The organism is Rhodanobacter koreensis (assembly GCF_054782855.1).
Genome location: NZ_BAAGRR010000001.1, coordinates 654,411 through 678,163 on the forward strand (window position 1 = coordinate 654,411; position 23,753 = coordinate 678,163).

At 64.5% G+C, this 23,753-nt stretch carries 19 protein-coding genes; 9 read left to right on the forward strand and 10 right to left on the reverse strand.

Annotation, left to right across the window (positions count from 1 at the left end; translation table 11 throughout):
* Nucleotides 1-17: 17 nt before the first annotated feature.
* The 3 genes from ACYVKM_RS02840 to ACYVKM_RS02850 form a co-directional block, all read right to left on the reverse strand.
* Nucleotides 18-1,853 (reverse strand): tetratricopeptide repeat-containing sulfotransferase family protein, encoded by a 1,836-nt coding sequence (locus ACYVKM_RS02840; RefSeq protein WP_460875584.1) that lies wholly within the window; start codon nucleotides 1,851-1,853, stop codon nucleotides 18-20.
* Nucleotides 1,854-1,916: 63 nt separating this feature from the next.
* Entirely contained in the window at nucleotides 1,917-4,934 is a 3,018-nt protein-coding gene (locus tag ACYVKM_RS02845) for a TonB-dependent receptor plug domain-containing protein (protein WP_460875586.1), read from the reverse strand.
* A 490-nt stretch (nucleotides 4,935-5,424) separates the two neighbouring features.
* Nucleotides 5,425-6,216: an AMP nucleosidase gene (locus tag ACYVKM_RS02850; protein WP_460875587.1), complete on the reverse strand. Its 792-nt coding sequence runs from the start codon at nucleotides 6,214-6,216 to the stop codon at nucleotides 5,425-5,427.
* A 204-nt stretch (nucleotides 6,217-6,420) separates the two neighbouring features.
* Between ACYVKM_RS02850 and ACYVKM_RS02855 the strand changes: the two genes are divergently transcribed.
* Nucleotides 6,421-7,365, forward strand: coding sequence for a DegV family protein (locus tag ACYVKM_RS02855; protein WP_460876503.1), 945 nt, complete (start codon nucleotides 6,421-6,423; stop codon nucleotides 7,363-7,365).
* A gap of 8 nt (nucleotides 7,366-7,373) precedes the next feature.
* Here ACYVKM_RS02855 and ACYVKM_RS02860 read toward each other — a convergent pair whose 3' ends face one another.
* Nucleotides 7,374-8,156: an SDR family oxidoreductase gene (locus tag ACYVKM_RS02860; protein ID WP_460875588.1), complete on the reverse strand. Its 783-nt coding sequence runs from the start codon at nucleotides 8,154-8,156 to the stop codon at nucleotides 7,374-7,376.
* A gap of 123 nt (nucleotides 8,157-8,279) precedes the next feature.
* Here ACYVKM_RS02860 and ACYVKM_RS02865 point away from each other — a divergent pair, with 123 nt between their 5' ends.
* Nucleotides 8,280-8,483, forward strand: coding sequence for a hypothetical protein (locus tag ACYVKM_RS02865; RefSeq protein ID WP_460875590.1), 204 nt, complete (start codon nucleotides 8,280-8,282; stop codon nucleotides 8,481-8,483).
* Nucleotides 8,484-8,540: 57 nt separating this feature from the next.
* Here the strand turns inward: ACYVKM_RS02865 and sppA are convergent, their stop codons facing one another.
* Together sppA and ACYVKM_RS02875 are read right to left on the reverse strand one after the other, a co-directional pair.
* Nucleotides 8,541-10,421 (reverse strand): signal peptide peptidase SppA, encoded by a 1,881-nt coding sequence (gene sppA / locus ACYVKM_RS02870; protein WP_460875591.1) that lies wholly within the window; start codon nucleotides 10,419-10,421, stop codon nucleotides 8,541-8,543.
* A 39-nt stretch (nucleotides 10,422-10,460) separates the two neighbouring features.
* Nucleotides 10,461-11,849, reverse strand: coding sequence for an MATE family efflux transporter (locus ACYVKM_RS02875; protein WP_460875592.1), 1,389 nt, complete (start codon nucleotides 11,847-11,849; stop codon nucleotides 10,461-10,463).
* 106 nt (nucleotides 11,850-11,955) lie between these two features.
* Between ACYVKM_RS02875 and ACYVKM_RS02880 the strand changes: the two genes are divergently transcribed.
* Nucleotides 11,956-13,170, forward strand: a complete 1,215-nt coding sequence (locus ACYVKM_RS02880; RefSeq protein WP_460875594.1) for a DUF3667 domain-containing protein — start codon at nucleotides 11,956-11,958, stop codon at nucleotides 13,168-13,170.
* A gap of 387 nt (nucleotides 13,171-13,557) precedes the next feature.
* Nucleotides 13,558-15,732 carry a primosomal protein N' gene (locus ACYVKM_RS02885; protein WP_460875596.1) on the forward strand — a complete coding sequence of 725 codons (2,175 nt, stop codon included), beginning with the start codon at nucleotides 13,558-13,560 and terminating at the stop codon, nucleotides 15,730-15,732.
* Between the two features lie 9 nt (nucleotides 15,733-15,741).
* Here ACYVKM_RS02885 and tatC read toward each other — a convergent pair whose 3' ends face one another.
* The 4 genes from tatC to ACYVKM_RS02905 all read right to left on the reverse strand — a co-directional run bounded on the left by tatC (nucleotide 15,742) and on the right by ACYVKM_RS02905 (nucleotide 17,977).
* Entirely contained in the window at nucleotides 15,742-16,512 is a 771-nt protein-coding gene (gene tatC / locus ACYVKM_RS02890; protein WP_460875597.1) for a twin-arginine translocase subunit TatC, read from the reverse strand.
* The gene (gene tatB, locus ACYVKM_RS02895; RefSeq protein ID WP_460875599.1) at nucleotides 16,499-16,936 is read right to left on the reverse strand and encodes a Sec-independent protein translocase protein TatB; all 438 of its coding nucleotides are present in this window, start codon (nucleotides 16,934-16,936) and stop codon (nucleotides 16,499-16,501) included. The genes tatC and tatB overlap by 14 nt, the downstream gene beginning before the upstream one ends.
* Before the next feature lie 24 nt (nucleotides 16,937-16,960).
* The gene (gene tatA, locus ACYVKM_RS02900; RefSeq protein ID WP_460875601.1) at nucleotides 16,961-17,221 is read right to left on the reverse strand and encodes a Sec-independent protein translocase subunit TatA; all 261 of its coding nucleotides are present in this window, start codon (nucleotides 17,219-17,221) and stop codon (nucleotides 16,961-16,963) included.
* A 66-nt stretch (nucleotides 17,222-17,287) separates the two neighbouring features.
* Entirely contained in the window at nucleotides 17,288-17,977 is a 690-nt protein-coding gene (locus tag ACYVKM_RS02905) for a lipid-binding SYLF domain-containing protein (RefSeq protein WP_460875603.1), read from the reverse strand.
* 92 nt (nucleotides 17,978-18,069) lie between these two features.
* Between ACYVKM_RS02905 and hemH the strand changes: the two genes are divergently transcribed.
* The 5 genes from hemH to ACYVKM_RS02930 all read left to right on the forward strand — a co-directional run bounded on the left by hemH (nucleotide 18,070) and on the right by ACYVKM_RS02930 (nucleotide 23,678).
* Nucleotides 18,070-19,131: a ferrochelatase gene (gene hemH / locus ACYVKM_RS02910; protein ID WP_460876504.1), complete on the forward strand. Its 1,062-nt coding sequence runs from the start codon at nucleotides 18,070-18,072 to the stop codon at nucleotides 19,129-19,131.
* Nucleotides 19,128-19,973 (forward strand): alpha/beta fold hydrolase, encoded by an 846-nt coding sequence (locus ACYVKM_RS02915; protein WP_460875605.1) that lies wholly within the window; start codon nucleotides 19,128-19,130, stop codon nucleotides 19,971-19,973. Before hemH ends, ACYVKM_RS02915 begins: the two co-directional genes overlap by 4 nt.
* Nucleotides 19,974-20,043: 70 nt before the next feature.
* On the forward strand, nucleotides 20,044-21,381 hold the full coding sequence (locus ACYVKM_RS02920; RefSeq protein ID WP_460875606.1) for a TCR/Tet family MFS transporter: 1,338 nt from the start codon (nucleotides 20,044-20,046) through the stop codon (nucleotides 21,379-21,381).
* Complete coding sequence (locus ACYVKM_RS02925) at nucleotides 21,378-21,884, forward strand: DUF1993 domain-containing protein (protein WP_460875608.1); 507 nt, start codon at nucleotides 21,378-21,380, stop codon at nucleotides 21,882-21,884. The genes ACYVKM_RS02920 and ACYVKM_RS02925 overlap by 4 nt, the downstream gene beginning before the upstream one ends.
* A 123-nt stretch (nucleotides 21,885-22,007) precedes the next feature.
* Nucleotides 22,008-23,678 carry an NAD(P)/FAD-dependent oxidoreductase gene (locus ACYVKM_RS02930; protein WP_460875610.1) on the forward strand — a complete coding sequence of 557 codons (1,671 nt, stop codon included), beginning with the start codon at nucleotides 22,008-22,010 and terminating at the stop codon, nucleotides 23,676-23,678.
* Nucleotides 23,679-23,753 lie beyond the last annotated feature (75 nt).

Consider the following 23,753-nt stretch of genomic DNA (forward strand, 5'->3'; position numbering starts at 1 on the left):
CTTGCAGGCGATACTAATCAAGGAGCCGCGTCAGCTGAATACCCCCAATGCTTCAGCATCGGTTCGAGTATCGGCAGCACCGGCTCGAATTCGCGACGGTAGCGGGTCCAGCGGTTCAGGCCCTTCCGGTTCACCGGCTCGATGACCTGGCTGTAACTTGGCGTCGCGATGTAGCCCTTGTCACGTGCATGCCGGTCGAACTGCAACATCGGGGTGGCATCATCCAGTTCGAGAAAATCCGCGATGCGCCGTGTCTGTGCCGGGAAGTCAGTCACGAGTTCCTCGTAGCGCGATACCAGCACTTTCGGCCGGAAGATGTGTTCGTCTTCCAGCCAGCACTCCATCGCCTGCACGTAGGCCGCGGCCAGCCGCTCGAGACTGGCACAGGCCGCCCCCAGGATGCTGGACCGGAAATTCTGCATGTAGCAGCTCAACATCACATCGCACGGATGACGCAAGGCCAGGATGAACTTCGCTTCGGGAAAGAGGCGGTGAATCAAGGGCACCCACATCATGTTCAGCGGGTTCTTGTCGACCAGCTGTGCGCTCCAGCGCCGCTGGATCGTCTCGGAGACCATGATCAGGTAGCGCTTGCGCAACTCGTCGCAATCGCGCTGCTGCAGCAAGTCGAGATTCGACAGGATGCCCGGGTGGTGATTGCGCAGCTTGTCGGCCAGCCGGTTGAAGAACGGATTCTCGTCCATCGACTGCAGGCCCGGATGCGCATCCAGCATCTGCTCGAGCAAGGTCGTGCCGGAGCGCGGGAATCCCACGATGAACACCGGTGAATTGCGCGCATCCGGCGCGATCAGCCGCGCCCAGCGAGCATAACCTTCGGCACTTACCCTGGGAATCGCCGCCGGCAAGGCCTGGGCACCGGCTTCAAAGTGCTCCGGTGAGGCATGCGCGAGCTCCGCCGCCTGGATCGCATGCGCGCTCCGCAGGGACTGCATCGCGAGTCCCGTCTCGCCCAGCTTGTCATACGCCCTGGCCAGGTCGAAATGGTGGGTGTAGTCGTTCGCATGCCGTGGGCCGCCACGCTCCAGCAATGACCGGGCCGCAACCACATCACCGCCACGCAGCGCCAGCGTGGCCCCCAGGTGGTCAACCTCGCCGCGGAGTGTCGCGCCGGATGTCGTCGCACTCACGGCGGCAACCGACTGCAACATGGCCTCGGCATCGGCCACCCGGTTCAATCGTTCATAGATACCACCCAGCAGCAAGCGAGCCTCGAAATGGGACGGGTTCCTGTCGACCAGATCTTCCAGCAACTCTGCCGACGCCGGGGCGTTGCTCAACAGGTTCAGCTGCCTGGCCAATTCCATCTGCAAGGCGTCGTCATTGAGGGGCAGCCAGTTGCGCCATGGCTTCAGCAGATCGTGGGCTCCCTGGAAATCCTGACTCAGACTGCAGGCGCGCGCCGCATGAATGCGTGCCAACGGCAGATGACGATCGAGTTCGAACGCGTCGAGCAGCATCTCCCGAGCCGCCAGATAATCGTGGCGATCCAGCAGCATCAGGCCCAGCTGGATTTTCGGATTGATGTTGTGCGGATCCCGCTGGATCGCGGCCGCATAGGCAGCCTCCGCCTCCGGCAGCGAACCTGTCTGGTGCAGAGCCGTGGCGTAATTGCACAGGTGCAGGCTGCTATCAGGGAACAACTCGGTCAGATGATGGTAGATGGTTGTCGCCTCGGCCAGACGCCCCTGGTGTTGCAGGCTCAGCGCGAGCAATACCAGACCGTTTTCATCATGCGGCTGCCCGCGCAATTGTGCACGGCACAGGCGTTCCGCCTCGAGCGGGTTGCCGGCCGTCATCGAGGCGACGATCAGTTGAGTGGATTCTGGGGTCATGGCATAAAAAGGGCCGCGTGATTGATTCACGCGGCCCTCAAGGTTAACGCAGGTTTCGCTGGTTTAGAACTTGACCGTCACGCGAGCCCAGAAATAACGGCCCATCAGGTCGAAATCGCTCGGATCGGTATTGGCGTTGAGCGTGTTGTTCGCATAGAGCATCGGCGGTTGCTTGTCGAACGCGTTGTTGACGCCGAAGTCGATGCGCGTGTTGATCGGTTCGATGTTGTAGCCGAACGAGAAGTCGTTGTACGTCGTCGAACCGTACTTGTACACGCCACCCTTGATCGTGCAGTAGCTACCCCAGTAGCAGGTGCCGTCCGGGAACACGTCCTGCGATGCCTGCTTCGAACCCATCTGGAAGCGGCCGATGTAACGCAGACGCCACGAAGCGCTCCAGTTGCCCATCTGCCAGTCCACGAAACCCTGGGCACGCCAGCGGGGGAACAGGCAGGTGCCGGCACCCGGGCACGAGGCCTCCGGCGCCGAACCGTACGACAGGAAGTGACCGGCATCGTGGAAGACGACATCGCCATCCGTACCCGGCGCGGTATCCTGGTTGTAGTACTTCAGGTAGGTGGCGTTGAGGCCGACGGTGAACTGGCCGAACGCGAACTGCGGCAGCTTGTAGTTCAGCGACATGTCGACGCCGCCGGTGCTCAAGGTACCGAGGTTGGCCGTGGGCTGCAGGATCGAGATGATCTGACCCTGACTCACACCCGAAGCGGCACGATTGATCAGCGGGCAGTACGCCGTCTGACCCGCACTGCACAGGTTCAGCACTTCCTGCGCGTTGACGCTGGTGATGTCGTCGTTCAGATACAGGTGCCATACGTCGACGGTCGCCGACAGGCCCGGTGCCCAAGACGGGCTGTACACCGCACCCAGGTCGAACGTCTTGCCCTGCTCCGGCTTGATCGGGAAGCCCGCGTACTTGGAGCCGGAAATGATCGCGTTGAGCTGCGTGCCGGTGGCCACGTTGTTGTTCTGGAACGTGCCGTTGGTCGGCACATTCACGCAGGCCGGGTCGACCGGGGAACCGGTGTAGTGATCGCAGGGATCAGAAGCAAGCTTCGGCGCCGAACTGGCCGGTGCGCCATAGACTTCCGAAATGTCCGGGGCACGGAACACCTGCGACACCGTGCCACGCAACAGCAGGTCGTCGATCGGCTTGTACTCCAGCGCGAACTTGAAGTCGTTCGTGCTGCCGAAGGTGCTGAAGCGCGAGTAGCGATCACCGATCGTGATGTTCAGCGACCTCACGCCCGGCAGGTTGGACAGCACCGGGATGAAGGTTTCCGCATACACTTCCTTCACGTTGTAACCGCCCGCCAGGCTGGAAGCGCACTGGCTGCCCAGCACGCAAGTACCGGTGGCCGGGTCGATGTTCAGCAGCGGGTCGACGATCGTGGTGAGATGTTCCTGGCGATAGTCGGCGCCAGCAGCCAGCTGTACGGTACCGGCCGGCAGGTCGAACAACCCACCGTTGACACCGACATGCCAGACCTTTTCCTGGCTATACGAGTCGCTGACCGCGGGCACGCCGGACGCCCGCAATGCCGCTACGGAACCCGGCGAGTTCAGGTCGAACGGGTTGAACTGCAATTGGGTCTGGCCGACACCCTGCGGGCAGGCCGCCGGAGCTGCCGCCGTACCGCAGGCCAGCGTACCGCCAGCCGTCATGTACGACGCACCGGTATAGAGCAGATTGCCGTTGGGCAGGCCACGGGTCGTGGTGACCAGGTCCTTATGGCCGTAGTCGAGACCGGCATCCCAGTTCCAGGACTGGCCGAAGACCGAGAAGCTGCCCTTGAAACCGGTGTTGAACTGGCCGTTGTTGGCGCCGAAAGCCGCGGAGCGGTTGCCCAGCGACGTAAGACGCGCATTCATCGTGGACTGGCCCTGGGCGTATTCCGTGCCGAACTGGTTCCAGTAGTTGCTCGCCGAGATGTCCGCACCATAGGGACTGCCGTACACGGCCGGTGCCAGCTGGAATTCGGACGACGTCTTGTTGAAGTACGCGTTCAAATAGGCCTGGACGTTGTCGCTCAGGTTGTAGGTACCCATCAGGAAGGCATTGGTGCGCTCCTGCGGGGTCATGATCAGGTTGACCGTCGCGTAGTTGTACGTGTCAGCGTTCGCGCCGTGGTTCTGGTAGCAGTGGTAGTTGGCCGTGCTCACCACCTGGCTGTTGGCACCCGGGTTCAACGCCACGTAGCCGCAACCGAACGTCGACTGCAGGCCTGCCGGCAGCTGGATATGGCCATACGGCGAGGAGGACGAGCCACCGATGTTCGCCGTGGGCGGCTGCGGTGCAGACGGGCCGGTGCCGTTGGTGCCGTAGAGCGAAATCGAGTTCTTGGAGAACTTGCGGTTGGCGGCTTCCACACCATCCTGCTTGTTGTACTCGATGCCGCCCATGATGCTTCCCTTGTCGGACGTCTGTCCGAAAGTGAAGGTGTAGCCTGACTGGTCGCCGTCATTGTGGTCGGACTCGCCGACGTTGGCGGTGAACTGGGCGCCCTGATAGTCGTGACGCAAAATGAAGTTCACCACGCCGCCGATCGCATCGGAACCGTAGGTCGCCGAAGCGCCGTCGGTCAGCACTTCGATGCGCTCGATCATGTTGGCGGGGATCGAGTTCGGATCGGTGTTCAGCACGCGCTGACCGTCGACCAGGATCAGGGTGCGAACCGAACCCAGACCGCGCAGGTTGATCGCGGTGCCGCCGGTGCCGCCGCCGTTGTTGACCTGCGGATTGACAGCACCGCCGGTCATTGCCGGCAGCTGCTGGACCAGGTCACCCAGCGTCATCTTGCCGGTGGCCTCGATCTGCGCACGGTCAATGGTGACGACCGGGTTGGAAGTTTCCAGGTCGACGCGGCGGATCAGCGAGCCGGTGACCACGACCGTCTGCAGCGACTTCGCCTTCTGCTGATCGGGCTGACTGCCATTGTTGGTGGTGGACTGGCTGCTCGTGTCCTGGGCAAATGCCGTACCCGACGCGCCAACCGCAATGACAGCACCCAGCGAAAGCGCCAGGCGGACTGCCGAAGAAAGTTTTGTGACCCCAAGTTTCATAAAGACACCCTCCGATTAATTATTGCCATGGGTCAGAAAACGTTCTGCCCAAAAAACTGCAACTTGGCCCGATCTCCCAAGCCGACGAACTTCAGACCCGCGAACTCCTGTCCCATGCCGACAATAACAGGTAAATAACGCTACATGAACACGCAGCATATCTTTCGCCGCCAAGTCATAACTTGTGGCAGTGAACCGCTCGTGGCGTCATGGCTCCCATCAACCTGCGCAATCCAGTTCAAGGACCTCGGTCTTTATCATGCTTGCTTTACGTATTGTCAACAAATTTTGTACAAGCAAGAACTTGCGATACGCCGAGAGTCTAGGCTCATATTTGGTCCACGCTTCAGTCATACCCCCTGCTTAACCATTGAACCAACGTGAAAATGGCGTTACCAACGCCTCACTTTCATTACGCAAAATAATGCGATTTGACTATCTGGTCATGAACTTGTTATCCGTTCAGATCCGACTCAGATCCCCCAACCGATCACTCCGCTTCCGTGTCTTCCTCGAAGCGCAGATGTTTCACGCTGCGTCCGTTGCGGCGCACCAATTTGAGTGCCTCGATGCCGACCCGGATATGTGCCTCGACGTACTGCGAGGTAACGACACGGTCGCTGGCCTCGGTCTTCACGCCTTCCGGGATCATCGGCTGATCCGACACCAGCAGCAGTGCACCGCAGGGAATCCGGTTGGCGAAACCGGCGGCGAAGATGGTGGCGGTCTCCATGTCCACCGCCATGCAGCGGGTGCGCCGCAGATAGTCCTTGAAGGTGTCGTCGTGTTCCCACACACGGCGGTTGGTGGTGTAGACGGTGCCGGTCCAGTAGTCGTGGCCGAGGTCGCGGATCATGGTGGACACCGCGCGCTGCAGCTGGAACGCCGGCAGCGCCGGCACTTCGGGCGGCAGGTAGTCATTGCTGGTGCCCTCGCCGCGAATGGCGGCTATCGGCAGGATCAGATCGCCGAGCTGGTTCTTCTTCTTGAGTCCGCCGCACTTGCCCAGGAACAGCGCGGCCTTCGGCTCGATCGCACTCAGCAAATCCATCACGGTGGCCGCATTGGGGCTGCCCATGCCGAAATTGATCAGGGTGATGCCATCGGCCGTGGCGTTCGGCATCGGTCGGTCACGCCCCTGCACCTCCACTCCGTGCCATTGCGCGAACAGTTCCACGTAGTGACCGAAGTTGGTCAGGAGGATGTGTTCACCGAATTGTCCGAGCGCCGTACCGGTGTAGCGCGGCAGCCAGTTGGAGACGATTTCTTGCTTGCTTTTCATGTGAAGTGCTACCTGTACGCGTTACCGGCGACGCCGCGCCAGCTGGATGCCATATCAAGATCGCCGCATATTAGAGGCTGTTCATGGCCGACGGGATTGCCATCCGGTTCGCCGGACGATCAGACCCGAGCAACTTTCGGCTGACGCCGCAGTCCCTTGTTGCGTGTTATGTTCGGATTGCCATTCATGACGGGGGGACACGTGATGCGGATGGGCTTGGCCATTGATGCTTCCTGCGACTTGTCGCAGGAGTTCCTGCAAAAGCACAACGTCGCGATCATGCCGATCACCGTGAAAGTGGATCGCGAGACCTTCATGGATGACCGCAGGCCCGAGGAGCTTCAGCGCTTCATCGACCGCCGGCTTGGCAGCCGCAGCCACTCCGCGGAAACCGAGCCCTGCCCGGTAGAAGAGATACAGAAATTGTTTCTCGACAGGCTGGTGCTGGAGCAGGACTGCGTGTTCTGCCTGACCATCACCGCCACGCGCAGTCCGATCAACGAACATGTGAACCGCGCCAGCTTCGCGATCCTCAAGAACTATCGCCAGGTACGCGAACAGGCCGGCATCCCCGGCCCGTTCATGATGCGTGTCGTCGATACCCGCAACGTCTTTGCGGGAACCGTGCCGGCCATTTACGAAGCAGCGCGGCTGATCGCCGCCGACCAGCCACCGGCCACGATCCGCGAACGCCTCACCCATATCGCCAACAACAGTTACGGCTACATGCTGCCGCGCGACCTGATCCACCTGCGCAACCGCATCAAGAAGCGGGGCGATCGCAGTGTCAGCCTGTTCAGTGCGATGGTCGGTACGGCGCTGGACATCAAACCGTTGCTGCGCTGTTTCCGCGGCGAGACCGGGCCGGTCGGCAAGGTGCGCGGCTTCGAGCATGGTGCCGAAGTGCTGTTCGGCTATGCCACGCAGCGGGTACGCGCAGGCCTGCTGGTACCGGTGATGTGCGTCAGTTACGGCGGCGACCTGGCCGTGCTTTCGCAGCTGCCAGGCTACGCGGCCCTGCGAACAGCCTGCGAGGAAACCGGGGTCGAGCTGATGGAAGCGCCGATGAGCATCACCGGCATGGTCAACGTGGGCGAAGGCGCCGTGACGCTGGGCTTTGCCGCCGAGGAACACGTCGCCGAGTTCTAACGACAGGCTCAGAATCCGTCGTTGAGAAACCCGCCGTCCACCGCCAACACCTGGCCGGTGATGTAGCTGGCCGCCGGCAGGCACAGGAACGCGATCGCGGCGGCAACCTCCTCCGGCTCGCCGATCCGCTTGAGCGGTGTGTGATCGAGTACTTCATCCAGATAATCGACATCGGCCAGCGCCGGCTCCGAACGCTGCGTGCGGATGTACCACGGCGCCACCGCGTTGACGCGGATGCCGTCCACTGCCCATTCCGCGGCCAGGTTGCGGGTGAGCTGGTGCAAGGCTGCCTTGCTCATGCCATACGGTGAGCCGGTGCGCACATGGGTGATGCCGGAGACCGAACCCACATTCACGATCGCCGCATTCGCATGCTGCACCAGTTGCGGATGCGCCAGCCGGCACATCTCGAACGCGGACAACAGGTTCTGCCCGAAGATATCGATCACCTCGTCCGCGCTGTAGTCGAGAGTGGCTTTCGGTTGATTGCCACCGGCATTGTTGACCAACAAGGACAGCGGCGCACCCAGATCGGCGATCCAGTCGAACACGGCGAGGCGCTCCTCGGCCTCGGTCAGGTCGGCGCCGAACGCCAGCACCTCGACATTGTCGAATTCGTCAGCCAGTTCCACCCGTACCTGTTCGAGGTAGTCTTCGTCGCGCGCCACCAGCAGCAAGTCGGCGCCCAGCCCGGCCAGTTCGCGCGCGGTGGCGTAGCCGATGCCCTTGCTGGCACCGGTGATCAGAGCGGTGTGGCCTTGCAGCTGCCAGGCGTCGATGCGGCTGTTCATCCGTGCAGCTTAAAACGTCGATGCCGGCGCGCCTAGCGCGAGTGCGGCATGTCGACATGATCTCCTTGCCTGCATCCGCACACAGCAGGACACTCCTCGCCTCAGCCACATGCGAGAACCGCCATGAAGACGCTGCCGCTCCTGTTTTGCGTACTTGCTCTGGGCGCATGCTCCGGCAAACCGCCGCAACCCCAGGCCAGACCGGCTGATGTCGCCACCCCGTTCGATGCCTTGAATGCGGACGAGCAGCGTGCCAGGGATGTGCAGAAGGTCGTCGACAAGCAGGCGGAAGAACAGCGCAAGCAGATCGAGGCGCAGGAGCAATAAGGCCACCTGGTTGCGCCCTTCAGACACAGCCAGGAACGGAACGGCCCTGATCACGGCTCAGTGCGGCGTGCACAGGCAGTCCGCATAAATGTTGGGCGTACCGGCCTTGGCGCTGCGCAGCAGCTGCAGTTCCGGCGCCAGTGCTGGCAGTTGGGCGAACCAGTTCGGCAGACGAATGCCCCAGGACTGCATCAGGTGCACGCTCGCGTTGTGATTGAGGTCGATCAGGAAGCGCGCGAAGCCGCCCAGCGGAGCCTCCTGATAACGCACCGGATAGTCCTTGCCCAGCTTGGCCAGGCTGGCTGCATCGGCGACTGCATCACCCAGGCCGCCGAGCTGGTCGACCAGACCGCGGTCGAGTGCCTGCTGCCCGGTCCACACTCGACCCTGCGCAATCGCATCGATCGCGTCGTAGTTCTTGCCGCGCGCCCTGGCCACCTTGCCGACGAAGTCGCGGTAGCCCTTGTCGATGATTGCCTGGATCACCGTGCCGACCTTCGGATCGAGCGGGCGGGTGATGTCGAATGCGCCGGCCATCGGCCCTGTGCTCACACCATCACTCTGGATGCCAAGCTTGGCCAGTGTGTTGGGCACCGTGTAATACATGCCGAAGATGCCGATCGAGCCGGTGATGGTGTTCGGCTCGGCGAAGATGCGGTTCGCATTCATCGAGATCCAGTAGCCGCCACTGGCCGCCACGTTGCCCATCGACACCACCACCGGGATACCGGCGTCGCGCGTCAGTTCCACCTCGCGGCGGACCTGCTCGGCCGCATACACTTCGCCACCAGGAGAGTTGACCCGCAGCACCAGCGCCTTGGTCTTGCGATCCTCGCGTGCCGTGCGGATCAAGGCCGCGGTGGATTCGCCTCCGATCGAACCGGCCGACTGCTTGCCACCGGCAATCTCGCCCTCGGCCACCACGACCGCCACCCCCGGCGCAAACAGCTTGCCGTCGCCCGGGAGACTGGCGGCATAGCGCGCCAGATCCACCTGGCGGAAGCTGTGCCCCTTGTCATCGGCGGGCACGCCTTCCTTGCGCAGCATGGCGATGAGCTCGGCACGCGTGGCCAGGCCATCGACGAGGTGTTCGTTCACGGCGAGCTGGGCCAGATCGCCCTGGGTACTGGCAATGGTCTGCGGCAGGTTGTCGATGTCGGCGCGCAGCGCAGCCGGATCCAGCTTGCGCAACGCGGCCACTTCACCGAGGTAGCTGTCCCACAACCCGCCCATCCAGTAACTGTCGGCCTGCTTGGCCGCGGCCGAGGCATGGTCGAGGATGTACGGCTCGGCCGCGCTCTTGAATTCGCCGACGCGGAACAAGTGCACGTCGACGCCAAGCTTGTCGAGCAGGTCCTTGTAGAACAGGCGGTAGTTGGCCAGCCCGGTGATCATCACGCCGCCCTGCGGATCGACCAGCAGGCGATCGGCATGCGCCGCCAGGTAGTACTGACCCTGGTCCAGATTCACCGCCCACGCGATCACCGGCTTGCCCGCCGCGCGGAAACGATCCAGCGCCGCGCCGACTTCACGCATGGCGGCAAAGCCGTCACCCTGTTGCAGGTCGTCCGGCAGCAGCAGGATGCGGCTGATCCGCTTGTCCTTCGCCGCCGCATCGATCGCGCCGACAAGGTCACGCAGCTGCACCTGCTTCGGATCGTTGCCGGACAGGCCAGTCAGCGCGCGCTGTAGCGGATCGATGCTGTACTGCTCGACCAGTTGCCCTTGCGGCTTGATCACCAGCACGGTGTTGTCCTGTAGCGTGCGCTCGATCCGGCTGCCAGCCGTACCGGCGGCCAGCAACAGCAACAGCACGGACAGCAGGCTGAAAAACACCAGATTGATGATCACCAGCCTGACCACATTGATGCCGCGCCCGAGCTTGCACAGGAAAGCCCAGAAGCCGTTGCGGCGGGGCGGCGGGAGCGGTGGGGTCATGCGTGATCTTCCAAGGGTGATGGCAACTAGCGTAGCCGCTCAGGCGGGCGCCGACATAGTGGCTGCGACGCGGCGCCAGCGTTGCTTCCATGCGCTGCGCCAGAAACGAATGAACAGCATTGCCGCCGCCACGGTCAGGCCAGCGATCAGGCCCATCCACATGCCGCGTGCGCCCATGCCGTGATGAAACGCCAGCCACCAGCCCACCGGCATGCCGACGATCCAGTAGGCAAACAGCGTGATTGCCATCGGTACCCGAGTGTCCTTGAGGCCGCGCAGCGCGCCGTTGGCAGCGACCTGGATACCGTCGGAAAACTGGAACAATCCCGCCAGCATGATCAACTGCGCGGCCAGCGCGATCACCTTCGGGTCGTGCGTATACAGCGTGGCGATGGCATGCGGCAGGCCCAGCATCAACGCCGCCGACAGCAGCTGGCTCAGCAGGGTCAGGCCGATCCCGCAGAAGCCGGCGTAGCGCACGCCGCGCTCGTCGCCGCGGCCGACCGCGTTGCCGACCCGCACGGTGATCGCCATGGCCAGGCCTAGCGGAATCATGAAGAACAGCGAGGCGATATTGATCGCCACCTGATGGCTGGCAATCACGTCCTCGCCCAGCGTGGCGATGATCAGCGCGGTCGCCACGAACAGTCCGGCCTCGGCCAGCAGGGTCACCGCCATCGGCAGACCGATATGCACCAGCGCACCGATCCGCCGCAGATCCGGCCATTCGAAATGATCGAACAGGCCGAGCCCACGATAGTTGCGCCGAATGATCACATAGATGCCGAACGCCAGCATCTCCAGCCACAGCACCGTAGCCGTGGCGACACCGCAACCGTGTGCACCCTGCGGTGGGATACCCAGCTTGCCGAACATCAGCACATAGCCCAGCGGCACCAGCAGCACCAGACCGCCGAGGCTGAAGTACATCGACGGCCGGGTCAGCGACAGGCCTTCGGACAGCCCGCGCAGCGCGAAATAGCAGGTCAGCGCCGGCGCACCCCAGCTGATCGCCTGCAGGAACCGCTGCACGTCATCACGCAGGCTCGGTGTCACCCCGATCAGGTCGATCAGCGGCGCCGCGTGGCGTACCGCGAACCACAGCAGCACGCCCATCCCCAGTGCCAGCCACAGCGCCTGCCGGAACACCGCACCGACTTCATGCCGGCGCCCGGCGCCATCGAGCTGCGCCACCGATGGCGGCACCGCCATCATCATGCCGATGCCGCTGACGATCGCCAGCGACCAGATGCTGGCACCCACCGCGACCGCGCCGAGCACATGCGCGCTGACGTGCCCGGCCAGCACAGCATCGATCACATTGCTGCCGATCGCCGCCAGCTGGGCGCAGATCAACGGCAAGGCGAGACGCACGGTAGCGCGCATCTCGTGCGCCAGGCGGGCGCGTTCGGGACGGAAGGGTTTCATCGGCACAGCAGACTCCAGGGCCGGTCATTCTACCTGAGCCATTCGTCACGCTCGTCCGGTCGCCTCCGTGTGCGAAGATCGCTCGCTGTAAATAACGGGGACCGCCATGAAGCAGCTGACCAGTTACGAAGGACTGCACTGCGCCAACTGCGGCGCCTCGATGCAGGGCGAGTTCTGCCACGAATGCGGCCAGTCGATCCACAGCGTGCTCAAGCCGATGCACGGGATGATCGAGGAGACGGTGGAGACCGTGCTGCACATCGACGGCCGCATCGTCCACACGCTGCCACCGCTGCTGACCAAGCCCGGCTTTCTCACCCAGGAATATTTCAGTGGGCGCCGGGTGCGCTACATCGCGCCGTTCCGGCTGATGTTCGTGCTCTGCCTGCTATCGTTCTTCGTGTTCCACCTGGCGATCGACCAGATCAGTGACAAGGTCGGCGCCCACGGCTTTCCACTGGTGAACGTGAATAACGCGGCGATCGAACATGCCACCACCCCGGCGAAAGTGCGCAAGGCACTGCAAGAGCAATTGGACGGACTGCAGAGCGCCCGGGCAACCGGCGTGCTGTCACCGACCATGCTGGATCAGACCAACGTCGCGGCGCGGGATCTGCGCCAGAAGGCCAGTCGACGCCTGGTCGAGCTCGGTGCCTCCCCGATATCGGCCGCATCCATCGCCGCTCCCCTTCCCGCCGTGGTGGCGAAGCCCTTGGACAACGTGGAGGCTACTGCTGCCCCATCGGATGATGCCCACAAGCCCGTCAGGCAGGAATCGAGTCCGGTTCGGATTGCCTGGCTGCCGGACGTGGCCAATGCGCGCCTGACCGAGCTGGGCAAGCACGTCCAGGACAACATGCGCGCGCTCAGGGGGAACGACCCGGCAGCACGCCAGGACGCCCTGCAGCGGATGATCGGCGGAGTCTTCAGTGCATTGCCGCCGACGATGTTCGTGCTGATCCCGGTGTTCGCGATCCTGCTCAAGTTGTTCTACGTGTTCCGTCGGCGGTTGTACATGGAGCACCTGATCGTGGCCCTGCACAGCCACGCGTTCATGTTCCTCAGCCTGCTGCTGATCACCCTGACCGGCATGCTGTCGACCTGGCTGCGGCCGCACGCCGCCTGGACCGGCTATGCACTGGGCTGGATACAGGCACTGCTCATGCTATGGGTGCCGACCTACCTGCTGATCATGCAGAAACGGGTTTACCGCCAGGGATGGCCGATGACCGTGCTGAAATTCTGGTTCGTCGGGTGGTGCTACTTCTGGCTGCTGATGTTCGCACTGGTGGTCGCCGGTGCCTTGGGCATGGCCCACTGAAGCCACTTTCCCGCTACGACATGGCGGGTTTTGCACAGCGTCATCGGCCTGTCAAGGCGACCGGGTGCAGTTTGTCAATTACGTGAACAGCAGCTGGACGATATTTACATATCATTGAATATAAACGTGTTTTTTGCCTGACCAAAACTTCGTCAGGGTGTCGCAAAAGGCTTCAGGACGCCCTTTGAAGCCCCCCCTCCCCGCCCCATCCACAGACTTATCCACAGCTCTTGTGGATAAGCGCAAAAATCTCCCGAAGTGAGCCACTTACCCCCGGTTTCTCGATTGCCGGGCAGAAAGTGCGCGCAAGCCCCGTACAAGACTTTATCTGGCCGCGCAGAGGCGCTGCAGGCGGCCCGGTTACACTGGCCCGCCCACGAGGTAGCCATGCCCGCCGTCCTTCGCGTTGCCCTGCCGGTACCCCTGCCGACCCTGTTCGACTACCTGCCGCCCGCAACCGGTGAGGCGCGCGCGGGATGCCGGGTGCTGGTGCCGTTCGGCCGCGGCAAGCAGGTCGGCGTGGTGGTGGCGATCGAGGCCGAGGCTGCGGTCGGCAGCAGCCGGTTGAAACAGGTCATTCGCCTGCTCGACGACACGCCACTGCTCGATGCCGAGCTGATGCAGACACTGGCCTGGGCCGCCGACTACTGGCTGGGCGCGCCAGGCGAAGCGTATGCGAATGCATTGCCATTGGCTCTGCGCGAGGCGAAACCGCTGCCGGCGCTGGGCGACGAATACTGGTCGTTGAGCGTGGCTGGCCATAGCGCCCACGACGCCGGCAGCCGGCGCGGCGGCAGCAAGGCGCTGCTGGCGCTCCTGGCCACCGGTCCAATGAGCGCACAGGAGCTGACCGAATGCCTGCCCGGCTGGCGCGCGACGGCGCGCCGCCTGGCCGACACCGGCCTGCTCGAACGTAGCGAGCGACCACCACTCAACCCACGTTTGCCTGCATCGTTGGCACCGCAACTGAGCGAGGAACAACAGCAGGCCGTCGCGGCCGTCGCCGCCAGCCTCGGCCAATACCAGCCGTTCCTGCTTGATGGCGTCACCGGCAGCGGCAAGACCGAGGTGTATCTGGCGCTGATCGAACAGGTACTGGCGCAGGGCAAGCAGGCGTTGCTGCTGGTGCCGGAAATCGGGCTCGCACCACAGACCGTACGGCGCCTGCGCGAGCGGCTCGGGGTGGCGGTCGAAGTGCTGCACTCCAACCTGTCCGAAGGCGATCGCGCGCGTGCCTGGCTGCGCGCCCGCAACGGCAGCGCGCGGGTGATCCTCGGCACCCGTTCGGCGGTGTTCACGCCGCTGCCGCGGGCCGGGCTGATCATCGTCGACGAGGAACACGACAGCGCCTACAAACAGCAGGATGGCTTCCGCTACCACGCCCGCGACCTGGCCCTGGTGCGCGCACGCACGCTGGGCGTACCGGTGCTGCTGGGTTCCGGTACGCCGTCGCTGGAATCGCTGGCGAACGCCACGGCCGGCCGTTATCGCCACTTGCACCTGCGCGCGCGACCCGGCGCGATCCGGCCACCGCAGGTGCAGATCATCGACATGCGCGCACAACGTCTGGAGCACGGCATGTCGCCGGCACTGCTGACGGCGATCGCCGAAACGATCGCGCGCGGCGAGCAGGCGCTGGTGTTCCGCAATCGCCGCGGCTACGCCCCGGTACTGCTCTGCCACAGCTGCGGCTGGCATGCCGACTGCCCACGCTGCGATCGGCCGTTGACCCTGCATGCGAGCCGCCGCCAGCTGCGCTGCCATCACTGCGATTACCAGAGCCGCATGCCGGCCGCCTGTCCCAGCTGTGGTGCCGGCGAGCTGAAGCCGCAAGGTCAAGGCACCGAGCGGCTGGAGGAAGCGCTGATCGCACAGTTCCCTCAGGTACCGGTACTGCGCGTCGACCGCGAGACCACCCGCCGCCGCGATGCGTTCGAACAACTGCTGGCCACGCTGCAGGACGATCAGCCGGCGATCCTGGTCGGCACCCAGATGCTGGCCAAGGGCCACGACCTGCCCAACCTCACCCTGGTGGCGATTGTCGGCGTGGACGAGGGCCTGCACAGCGTGGATTTCCGCGCCGGCGAGCGGCTGGCACAACTGGTCGTGCAGGTGGCCGGACGTGCCGGGCGGGCGCGCAAGCCGGGCCGCGTGCTACTGCAGACCCACCAGCCGGAACATCCGTTGCTGCGCAGTCTGTTGGCACAGGGCTACGCCGCCGCCGCACGTGAACTGCTGGCCGAGCGCCGGCAGATCCAGCTGCCGCCTTACAGTCACCAGGTGCTGCTGCGCGCCGACGCGGTGCAGCGCGAGCATGTCGACGCCTTCCTGGCCGATGCCCATGCCGCGTTGCCGCTCAACCATCCATTGCAGGTCGCCGGCCCGATGCCGGCGCCGATGCCCTTGCGTGCGGGCCGCCAGCGCGGTCAGTTGCTGCTCGAGGCGGCCAGTCGTCAGACGCTGCACGCGATGCTGCGGTCATGGCAGCTGGCCCTGATGACCTTGCCGTCGGCACGACGCGTGCGCTGGTCGCTGGACGTCGATCCGATCGATCTGTATTGACGCCTTGCTTTACTCCACGCCGGGTTTCAACGAACCGGGCTTCACCAGCCAGCGCACCGCCAGCACACCCAGTTCGTAGAGCAGGCACATCGGTATGCCCAGCATCAGCATCGAGGTGATGTCCGGTGGCGTGAGCACTGCCGCGATCGCAAACGCACCGACGATCGCGTAACGCCTGCCGCTGCGCAGCTTCTGCAGGTCGACCACACCGATCGCAGCCAGGATTACCACCGCCACCGGCACCTCGAAGCACAGGCCGAACGCGAAAAACATCAGCATCACGAAGTCGAGATACTGAGTGATGTCGGTCATCATCTCGACGCCATGCGGCGTTACCGCGATGAGGAAGCGGAACGCCGCCGGCAACACCAGGAAATAGGCGAACGCGCAGCCGACATAGAACAGGCCCATCGCGGCCACCAGCAAGGGCCGCGCCAGCCGTTTCTCGTGCTTGTACAGGCCGGGACTGACGAACGCCCACAGCTGGTACAGGACCACCGGCATGCTGATGAACAGCGCGGCATAGAAGGCCAACTTGAGCGGCGTGATGAAGGGGCTGGTCACACCGGTGGCGATCAGGTGCGCGCCCTGCGGCAGACGCGCCACCAGCGGCGCGGCCAGTTCGCTGTAAAGGCGGTTGGCGAACGGCACCAGCGCCAGCAGTACGAGCAGCACCGCGGCCACCGACTTGAGCAGGCGCGTGCGTAGTTCCAGCAGATGCGAGAACAACCCCTGCTGCAGATCTTCGGTGACCGTCGACTCGGATTCAGGTGCCGCCATGCGGAACTCCACTGCTGGCTGACGGCGTGGTCGACGGCTCACCAAACGGCAGTTCCGCCTGCACCTCGCGAGCCGTTTCAACCTGGCCTGCATCGACCGGTTCCGTCGCTCGCGGCGCATCCTTGACCGGCTCGTCCTTGAGCATCGCGGCGGCATCGGCGAGCGGCTCGTGTGCCTGCTGCAAGGTGTCCTTCATGGCGTGCTGCGCTGCCTCCGCCTGCGCAGCGGCCTCGCGCGCGGTGCGCCGGATCTCCTCGATCTCCAGTTCGCGCTCGACCTCGGCGCGCACATTGTCCCAGCCGCTACGCACACGCCGCAGCAGGGCACCGGCAGTACGTGCGGCACCGGGCAGCTTTTCGGGACCGAGCACGATCAACGCGATCAGGGCGAGCAGCACCAGTTTGCCGAGACTGATCTCGATCATCGCCGCGCTCCGCCCGCCGCGCGCTTACTTGGTTTCGCTGGAGTCGCGCTGACTCTGCGTGGTGCCAGCGCTGTCGGCCGCTGGCGGATCGGCACGCAGTTGCTCCGCCGCCTTGCGTGCGGCCTCTTCCTTCTGCTTGGCCTCGTCGTCACCGCTGAGGCCTTTCTTGAAGTCACGGATCGCGGCACCGAGATCCGGCCCAAGGTTGCGGATCTTCTTGGTACCGAAAATCAGCAGCACGACCACCAGCAGGATGAGCCAATGCCAAATACTGTCAAAACCCATGATCAACCTCGTGGCAGATTCCAGCCAGACCATCTCGGCGCGCATCGCGCCGACACTTCCCGCCAATTATCGCGAAGTGTACTCCTCAAGGCGATCGCGGAAATCGACCACCGGTCCGGGCACGTTGCTTACACCGCCCTCGAAGATGCGTCGCGGTGTGATGCCGGCACCATAGACCGCCTCATTCGCGTCGTAGTCGATGCGCAGCGCGGCACCATCGATCGCCACGCCGGCAAACAGGCCGCGCGCACGCGAATAGGAGTAGATCTCGGCCTTCATCTGCTCGTCGGTGGAGGCGCTGGTGGTGCGGCCGACCGGGCCGGCTGCCGCCGAGGCGTCGGCACCGAGCGTGAACTTGCCGCGCACGATCGAATCCACGCCGCGCTGGGTACGGAACACCAGGATCACGTCGGTCGACGACACGCCAGCCTGGAAGCCCACGCTGCCGCCGGTCATGCTGATGAAGCTGGGATTGGACCAGGTGCCGTCCGGGCTCTTCACGGAGATCAGGCCCTCGCCACGGCGGCCTCCGAAGATGAAACCGACCTTGAGCATGTCGGGAATCACCGCGATCGCCTTGGCATCGCGCAGCAGATCCTGCGGAATCGCCTTGTCCGGCGCCTGCATGATGTCGTTGAGCACGCGCACGGCATTCTTCGCACGCACCAGCGGCGGATCCTCGGCATGCACGGCCATCGCCGGCAGCAGCAGGATCAGACCGGTCAGCAACAGACGGTGCAAGGGTGTCTTGAACATGGCTAGCTCCACGGATTCGGAATGGGGAAGCGCGCCGCGGCGCGCCAGGGCTTGTGGCAGACTCCACGGCTGATCCAGCCATGACTGCCACGATGCCACGCAGCAACCACTATACCGACGTTGCCGGCCATTCCCACCCGCCGGCCGTTCCGTCCGTTCAGGCAGGCGTGCTGCTGGTCAATCTGGGCACGCCGACCGCACCGACGGCGCAGGCGTTGCGCCCGTATCTGGCCGAGTTTCTTGGCGACTCGCGCGTGATCGATTATCCGCGCTGGCTGTGGTGGCTGATCCTGCACGGAGTGATCCTGCGGACCCGTCCGCGGCGTTCGGCACACGCATATGCACGAATCTGGACGGACCAGGGTTCGCCACTGCGATACGGCAGCGAGGCCCTTGCCGCCAATCTGCAGGCCGAGCTGGACCGGCAGCATCCCGGCAAACTGCGCGTGGCGCTGGCGATGCGCTATGGCGAACCATCGGTGGCGCACACGATCGAGCAGTTGCAGCGCGAAGGCGTGCGCCGGCTGCTGGTGCTGCCGCTGTATCCGCAGTATTCGGCCACCTCCACCGGTTCGGTGATCGACGCCGTCGCCGACACGTTCAAGACGCTGCGCTGGCCGCCGGAACTGCGTGTCGTCAACGACTATCACGACGATCCCATGCATATCGACGCCCTCGCCACCCGTATCGAACGCTGGTGGGCGACGCATGGCCGTGGCGAGAAGCTACTGCTGTCGTTCCACGGCATCCCAGAGCGTTATGTACGACTGGGCGACCCGTATGCCGAGCAATGCCAGCGCACCGCGAAACTGCTGCGCGAACGACTGCAGCTGAGCGAGGAACAGCTGATCGTCAGCTTCCAGTCGCGCGTGGGCCGCGAGCGCTGGCTGCAGCCGTACACCGATGCCCGCGTACGCGAACTTGCTGCCGCCGGCGTGAGGAAACTCGACGTCGCCTGTCCCGGCTTCGCCGTGGACTGCCTGGAAACGCTGGAGGAGATCGCGATGCAGAACCGCGACTTCTTCATCGCCGCTGGCGGCGCGACGCTGCGCTATATTCCCGCACTCAACGACAGCAAGGAACAGGTGCACAGCCTGGCTGCACTGGTACAGCGGCATACTCTCGGCTGGCCCGAAGGTTCGGCAGCGTCGTGATCGTCCCCACAGAACGCCGCATCACCCTGCCCCATCTCGAACTCGGTGCGCAGACATGGGGCGAGGCAACGCTGCCCCCGTTGCTGGCCCTGCACGGCTGGCTGGACAATGCCGGCAGCTTCGCCCTGCTGGCACCGCTGCTGGCCACACGCTACCGCGTGATCGCCCTGGACCTGCCCGGTCATGGCCACTCCGGTCATCTGGGCACCGGCGCCGGCTATCACTACCTCGATTACGTGCAGACCGTGCTGGCCGCCGCCGATGCCCTGCAGCTGGATCGATACAGCCTGCTCGGCCACTCGCTGGGCGCAGGGGTGGCTGCCCTGGTCGCCGCTGCCATGCCGGGGCGGATCGAACGGCTGCTGCTGATCGAGGGCCTCGGTCCGCTCGGTGACGATGGCTCGCATACCCTGCAGCGCTTCCGCGACGCGCTCACGCCTCGTGGCGACAACGGCAAACCGCTGCGGGTATTCCGCAGCATCGAGCAGGCAGCCAGCGCACGCAGCATGGTCAGCGGCCTGCCGGCTGAATTGGCCCGCCCCATCGTCGAACGCGGGCTGATCGAAACCGAAGGCGGCTGGCGCTGGCGCAGCGATTCGCGACTGACCCGGCCCAGCCCCGTGCGACTCGCCGAGACGCAGATTCATGCGCTGCTGCGCGGCATCGAGGCACCTGCCGCGCTGCTGCTGGCGCAACCGGCAACGTCCTACCTGCCCAACGCACCGATGCAGGCGCGTGCCGATTGCGTGGCGGACATCGGCGTCAGCCACATGGCCGGCGGCCACCACCTGCATCTGGAACATCCCGCCGCCGTCGCCGACTGGATCGACGCAGCAACATGACGCAGCATCCGCACATGTAGTGCCGCCGCCATTCGGCTATCGTGCATCTCCCACCGCCCTGCAATGCCCCATGGATCAGTCACCCGCCCTCGCCGCCCCGCGCCACCGCGCCGCCCTCAATTTCATCTTCGTCACCGTGATGCTGGACATGCTGGCGTTCGGCATCATCATCCCGGTGTTGCCGCACCTGATCGTGCAGCTGATTGGCGGCAATATCTCGCAGGCGGCGGTATGGGCAGGCGCGTTCGCCACCTTGTTCATGCTGATGCAGTTCGTGTTCTCGCCGGTGCAGGGCGCGCTGTCGGACCGTTTCGGCCGGCGCACGGTGATCCTGATTTCCAGCTTCGGCCTCGGCATCGACTTCATCGTGATGGCGCTGGCGCCGGTGTTGTGGCTGCTGTTCGTTGGCCGTGCGGTATCCGGCATCTGTGCGGCAAGCTTCTCGACCGCGAATGCCTACATCGCCGATATCACACCGAAGGAAAAGCGTGCCGCCGCGTTCGGCATGCTGGGCGCCGCGTTCGGCATCGGCTTCATCATCGGCCCGGCGCTCGGAGGCTTTCTTGGCCACCTGCATATCCGCTTGCCGTTCTGGGTGGCGGCGGTGCTGTCGCTGATCAATTTCTGCTATGGCTACTTCGTGCTGCCCGAATCGCTGCCGAAGGAAAAGCGCAGCGCGCGTTTCGACTGGCGCCATGCCAATCCGTTCGGCGCGGTGGTGTTGCTGCGCCGCTATCCGCAGGTGTTCGGGCTGGCCACGGTGTTCTTCCTGATCAACCTGGCGCAGTTCTCGCTGAACTCCACCTACGTGCTGTACACCGATTATCGCTACGGCTGGGGGCCGCAGGCGGTGGGCTACACGCTGGGCCTGGTCGGTCTGTGCAGCGGCTTGGTGCAGGCGGTACTGGTGCGCCGGCTGATGCCGAAACTGGGCGAGCGGCGGATGATCCTGGCCGGACTCGTGTTGTGCGTCGTCGGCTACGTGTTCTTCGGCCTCGCCTCGGTGGCATGGCTGTTCCTGCTCGGCATTCCGTTCCTGTGTCTCGGCGGGCTGTCCGGGCCACCGGCGCAGGCGATGATGACGCATCAGGTCGATCCGCATGAGCAGGGCCGCCTGCAAGGTGCGCTGACCAGCCTGGCCAGCCTGGCCGGCATCTTCGGCCCCGCACTGTTCGCCAACCTGTTTGCACTGTTCATCAGCGACCACGCGCCGGTGCAGCATCTGCCCGGCGCGGCATTCGTGCTGGCCGCGGCCCTGCTCTTTGCCGCGGCACTGATCGCCATGAAGGTGACCCGTCACGTACCTGGCGCCGCATCCTTGGAGGCCGGCGAGATCGTCCCCACTCTGCCCTTCAACGAATTTTCGTCCGAACCGCTTCCCCACGTACCACCGGAGCAATCCCCATGACACTGTCCATGTATCAGGCCGCCGTCCCCGTCTTCATCCGCGCGCTCGGCAATCTCAAGCACGTGCTGCAGAAAGGCGCGGAACACGCGAAGGCGAAGAGCGTCACCGACGAAGTGCTGCTGCAGACCCGGCTGATCCCCGACATGCTGCCGCTGGTCAAGCAGGTGCAGATCGCCGCCGACATGGCCACGCGCGGCACCGCCCGCCTGGCCGGCGTCGAGCCGAAGTCGTTCGAGGACAACGAGACCACGCTGGAGCAGCTCTACTCGCGCATCGACAACGCGATCGAGTACGTCAAGACGTTCAAGCCCGAGCAGATCGACGGCAGCGAAGGCCGCACGATCGTGCTCAAGATGCGCAGCGGCGAGATGACGTTCGAGGGCCAGGCCTACCTGCTGGGCTTCGTTCTTCCGAACGTGTTCTTCCACTGCACCACCGCGTACAACATCCTGCGCGAGGCCGGCACCGAGATCGGCAAGATGGATTTCATCGGCCAGGCCTGATTCGAACAGGCTGCTCCGACGCGGGTGCCACGGCCATGGCCGTGGCACCCGTTCCAACCGTCACTGCAACGCGATATCTGCGAAAATCCCGCGGCTGATTTCAGTTTCCGGATTCCCAGGCCCATGTTGCGACTGACCGACCTCAAGCTGCCGCTCGATCACACCGAGGGCATGCTGACCAGCGCGATCCTCGAGCGGCTGGATATCGAGGCCGCAGCGCTGACCCGCTACACCGTCGCCCGACGCGGCTACGACGCACGCAAGCGTGGCGCGATCGCGCTGATCTACGCGCTGGACATCGAGACGTCACGCGAAGCGGAGCTGCTGCGACGGTTCGCCAGCGATCAACACGTCCAGCCCACGCCGGACACCAATTACCACGTTGTCGCCCAGGCACCGTCTCGGCTGGAACATCGCCCGCTGGTGATCGGCTTCGGGCCCTGCGGCCTGTTCGCCGGGCTGATCCTGGCGCAGATGGGTTTCCGCCCGATCATCCTCGACCGCGGCAAGGAAGTGCGCGAGCGCACCAGGGACACCTGGGACCTGTGGCGCAAGCGCAACCTGCATCCGGAATCCAACGTGCAGTTCGGCGAGGGCGGCGCCGGTACGTTCTCCGACGGCAAGCTGCACAGCCAGATCCGCGATCCGCTGCATCACGGCCGCAAGGTGCTCACCGAGTTCGTCAAGGCCGGCGCGCCGGAGGAAATCCTCTACGTCAGCAAGCCGCATATCGGCACGTTCCGGCTGGTGACGATGGTGGAGAACATGCGCGCCACGATCGAATCGCTGGGTGGCGAGATCCGTTTCAGCCAGCGTGTCGACGACCTGCTGCTCGAGCCCGGCGCGGACGGCCAGCAGCAGATCCGTGGCGTGACGCTGGCCAGCGGCGAGCAGATCCGTACCGACCACGTGGTGCTGGCGGTCGGCCACAGCGCGCGCGACACTTTCGAGATGCTGCACGCACGCGGTGTCTATCTGGAAGCCAAGCCCTTCTCGATCGGCTTCCGCATCGAGCATCCGCAATCCGTCATCGACAGTGCACGTTTCGGCCCGCAGGCCGGCCATCCGATCCTCGGCGCCGCCGACTACAAGCTGGTGCATCACTGCAAGGGCAGTCACGAGGGCAACGGGCGTTCGGTGTACAGCTTCTGCATGTGCCCCGGCGGCACCGTGGTCGCCGCCGCCTCCGAGCCGGGCCGCGTGGTCACCAACGGCATGAGCCAGTACTCGCGCAACGAGCGCAACGCGAACGCGGCGGTGGTGGTCGGCATCGATCCCGCCGACTTTGCGCCATTCGACCCCGCATTTAATGAAAGCGGCGGCAGCCCGCTCGCCGGCATCGCCTTGCAGCGCGCGCTGGAAAGCCATGCCTATACCCTTGGCGGCGAAAACTACAGCGCGCCGGGCCAGCTGGTCGGCGACTTCCTCGCCGGCCGTGCCTCGCAGGAGTTTGGTGACGTGCAGCCGTCGTACAAACCCGGCGTGACCCTGGGCAGTCTCGACAGCGCCCTGCCCGGTTATGCGATCGCCGCGATCCGCGAGGCATTGCCCGCGTTCGAGCGCCAGATCCGCGGCTACGCGATGCACGACGCCATCCTCACCGGCGTCGAGACGCGTACCTCCTCGCCGGTGCGGATCAAGCGCGACGACAGCCTGCAGAGCCTCAATACCCGCGGCCTCTATCCCGCCGGCGAGGGCGCCGGCTACGCCGGCGGCATCCTGTCCGCCGCTGTCGATGGAATCAAGATTGCCGAGGCAGTGGCACTGAGCATGACGGGCATATCGAAATCATGACGTTGTCATGCATTCGCAATTGAGGATGCCAAACAACGATTGATTGCAGCGCCAGGTGACCCTATCTAAGGCGAA

What these genes read in the sequence shown, in the direction of transcription:
- hemH (WP_460876504.1), top strand. Translation starts at nt 18,070, where the DNA reads ATGCCACGCAGCAACCACTATACCGACGTTGCCGGCCATTCCCACCCG.
- ACYVKM_RS02845 (WP_460875586.1), bottom strand. Translation starts at nt 4,934, where the DNA reads ATGAAACTTGGGGTCACAAAACTTTCTTCGGCAGTCCGCCTGGCGCTT.
- tatA (WP_460875601.1), bottom strand. Translation starts at nt 17,221, where the DNA reads ATGGGTTTTGACAGTATTTGGCATTGGCTCATCCTGCTGGTGGTCGTG.
- ACYVKM_RS02905 (WP_460875603.1), bottom strand. Translation starts at nt 17,977, where the DNA reads ATGTTCAAGACACCCTTGCACCGTCTGTTGCTGACCGGTCTGATCCTG.
- ACYVKM_RS02925 (WP_460875608.1), top strand. Translation starts at nt 21,378, where the DNA reads ATGACACTGTCCATGTATCAGGCCGCCGTCCCCGTCTTCATCCGCGCG.
- ACYVKM_RS02850 (WP_460875587.1), bottom strand. Translation starts at nt 6,216, where the DNA reads ATGAAAAGCAAGCAAGAAATCGTCTCCAACTGGCTGCCGCGCTACACC.
- ACYVKM_RS02865 (WP_460875590.1), top strand. Translation starts at nt 8,280, where the DNA reads ATGAAGACGCTGCCGCTCCTGTTTTGCGTACTTGCTCTGGGCGCATGC.
- ACYVKM_RS02930 (WP_460875610.1), top strand. Translation starts at nt 22,008, where the DNA reads ATGTTGCGACTGACCGACCTCAAGCTGCCGCTCGATCACACCGAGGGC.
- ACYVKM_RS02885 (WP_460875596.1), top strand. Translation starts at nt 13,558, where the DNA reads ATGCCCGCCGTCCTTCGCGTTGCCCTGCCGGTACCCCTGCCGACCCTG.
- ACYVKM_RS02875 (WP_460875592.1), bottom strand. Translation starts at nt 11,849, where the DNA reads ATGAAACCCTTCCGTCCCGAACGCGCCCGCCTGGCGCACGAGATGCGC.
- tatC (WP_460875597.1), bottom strand. Translation starts at nt 16,512, where the DNA reads ATGGCGGCACCTGAATCCGAGTCGACGGTCACCGAAGATCTGCAGCAG.
- ACYVKM_RS02880 (WP_460875594.1), top strand. Translation starts at nt 11,956, where the DNA reads ATGAAGCAGCTGACCAGTTACGAAGGACTGCACTGCGCCAACTGCGGC.
- ACYVKM_RS02920 (WP_460875606.1), top strand. Translation starts at nt 20,044, where the DNA reads ATGGATCAGTCACCCGCCCTCGCCGCCCCGCGCCACCGCGCCGCCCTC.
- sppA (WP_460875591.1), bottom strand. Translation starts at nt 10,421, where the DNA reads ATGACCCCACCGCTCCCGCCGCCCCGCCGCAACGGCTTCTGGGCTTTC.
- tatB (WP_460875599.1), bottom strand. Translation starts at nt 16,936, where the DNA reads ATGATCGAGATCAGTCTCGGCAAACTGGTGCTGCTCGCCCTGATCGCG.
- ACYVKM_RS02840 (WP_460875584.1), bottom strand. Translation starts at nt 1,853, where the DNA reads ATGACCCCAGAATCCACTCAACTGATCGTCGCCTCGATGACGGCCGGC.
- ACYVKM_RS02855 (WP_460876503.1), top strand. Translation starts at nt 6,421, where the DNA reads ATGCGGATGGGCTTGGCCATTGATGCTTCCTGCGACTTGTCGCAGGAG.
- ACYVKM_RS02860 (WP_460875588.1), bottom strand. Translation starts at nt 8,156, where the DNA reads ATGAACAGCCGCATCGACGCCTGGCAGCTGCAAGGCCACACCGCTCTG.